Raw genomic sequence first — 2,099 nt, forward strand, 5'->3', positions numbered from 1 at the left:
GTGCCGCCGGCGGCATGGACCCCGCAGAGGGATGCGGCCCCGCCAAGCCCGTGCGGACGGCGCAGGTCACGCCGTATTGTTTCGCATTTAGAATGTAATCCACAAATGCTTCCCTGCTTTCGGGGCCGCGCGTGGCGTTGCGGTTTCCAAACCAAAGGGAGGGAATAGAGATATGGCGAGAGAGCAATCCTCATCCGCCGCCGTGGCGGATGCCGGCGCCGCGTCCCGGATGCGGTTCTTCGACGATGGCATCACGATCGATCTCGACGCCGAGCTGCGGAAGAAGCACGGCTCCGACATCAGCATCCCGGTGTTCCGCGTCGATGCCGACGCCGTCGAGGGCTTCAACATCGACAAGGACGCCTACTACGCCAGCAGCGCCAGCAAGCTGATGACCGGCTTCTTCGCGGAGCTGCTGTCCACCGCGCTGGGCTCGCGGAACGGCGGCGACGTCAGCCGCTTCGAGACGAAGTACGCGCTGGGCGGCAAGGAGATGATTCTCCACATCGGCGACGACGTCTTCGTCTATGCGCCCGACAACCACCGCACCATCAACGTCAGCGCGCGCGACGACGTCTTCGTCTACGCGCCCGGCAATGACGGCAACATCATCGCGCGCGGCGACGACGTCTTCATCTTCGCGCCGGACAATGATGGCGGGCTGAACGCCTTCGCGCGCTCCGTGGCCGATGCGGCGGCGAAGGCCAAGGGCACGTCGCCGCAATCGAGCGACATCGTCGGCGCCGCCCGGGCGAAGGCGGAAGCCGACGCCTACACCTTCATCTATGCCAAGGACAACCAGGGCAACGTCCACGCCGCGGCCGATGCCGACGCCACGGCGAAGGCGGAGGCCGACATCTTCGCCCTGCGCGGCGACGCCAAGGCGGTGGCGGTGGCCCTGGCCGATGCCGAGTCCAAAATCCTGGTCTACGCGCCAGGCGGCGGCAAGGTGAGCACGAACGGAGACGCGGATGCCGTGGCCATGGCCAGCGCCGTGGCGGAAAGCCGCCAGGGCGACGCGACGGCGCTGAGCGACACCACGGCGGTCGCCTCCGTGGAGACCGACGTCATCCTGTGGCAGGGCGGCTACGACCACTACTTCTTCGCCTGACCCTTCCGGGCCGGGGCGGCGCCCCGGCCCTCCGGCACGCCCTTGCCTTCAGCGCTCCGGCACGGCGAAGCGGGTCCAGCCCGGCAGCGCCGCCGCCATGTCGAACTCGCGCCATTTCGGGTGGCGCGGCGGCCGCCGCAGCGCCCCGGCATGCGCCAGCAGGCTCTGCCCGAAGCGGACCAGCCGCGCATGCCGCTCGCTGCCCGCCGGCCAGGCATAGACCGCGAGGACGGCGCCGAGCGACAGCGTCTCCACCGCCTCGCCGCCGCCGATCAGCCGCGGATAGTCGGCCGCCGACAGCCGCGCGCGCTGGTAGGTCTGCAGCATGGCCGGGGTGGCGGGCAGCGGCAGGAAGCGCAGCCCCGCGCCGGTCTCCAGCCCCGAGAAGAGGCGTGCCGGCTTGCCCGCGACATAGATCATGGCGGCGATCTCGCCGCGCCGCAGCTGCTCCAGCGCCACGTCCTGCGGCGCATGCGCCAGGCGCGCGCCGACGCCCAGCAGGTCGAGCAGCACCGAGGCCGTCATCGCGGTGCCGCTGCCGCGCACATCCACATTGACGGCGCGGCCCTCAAGCTGCCCGATCTCCGTCACGTCGCCGGTGGCGAGGAGGTGGATCTCCTCGTCGTAGAGCTTCGCGATGTAGTGGATGCGCTGCGCGATGTTCGGGTAGAGCCGCTGGCGCAGGGCGAAGGCCAGCACGTCGGACTGGACGATCGCCATGTCCACGCCGCGCAGATACATCAGGTCGGCGATGTTCTGCAGCGAGCCCTTGCCGAGGATGGGCAGCAGGCGGAGCCGGTCGCCATCGTCCAGCTCCGCCGCGAGGTCGGAGGCGATGCGGATATAGGTGCCGTCGATGCCGCCGGCGATGAGCCCGAGCACGCCGCCATTGGCCACATCGGCGGGGTTGCGGCGCGCGCCCGGCGCGGGGGCTTCCTGGGCATGGGCCCCGGCGGCGGGCGCCAGGGCCGCCAGCAGGGCGAGGCCG

At 70.6% G+C, this 2,099-nt stretch carries 2 protein-coding genes; one reads left to right on the plus strand and one right to left on the minus strand.

What is annotated here, in order from left to right; all coding sequences use genetic code 11:
• Positions 1–172: 172 nt before the first annotated feature.
• Positions 173–1,111 (plus strand): hypothetical protein, encoded by a 939-nt coding sequence (locus ACZJYS_RS24130; protein ID WP_146201939.1) that lies wholly within the window; start codon positions 173–175, stop codon positions 1,109–1,111.
• A gap of 48 nt (positions 1,112–1,159) precedes the next feature.
• On the opposite strand, the gene ACZJYS_RS24135 is transcribed toward ACZJYS_RS24130, so the two are convergent.
• Positions 1,160–2,099: TAXI family TRAP transporter solute-binding subunit (locus tag ACZJYS_RS24135; protein WP_493180617.1), on the minus strand; the 940-nt coding region annotated here is incomplete at its 5' end.

Source organism: Roseomonas sp. TS2 (genome assembly GCF_058833935.1).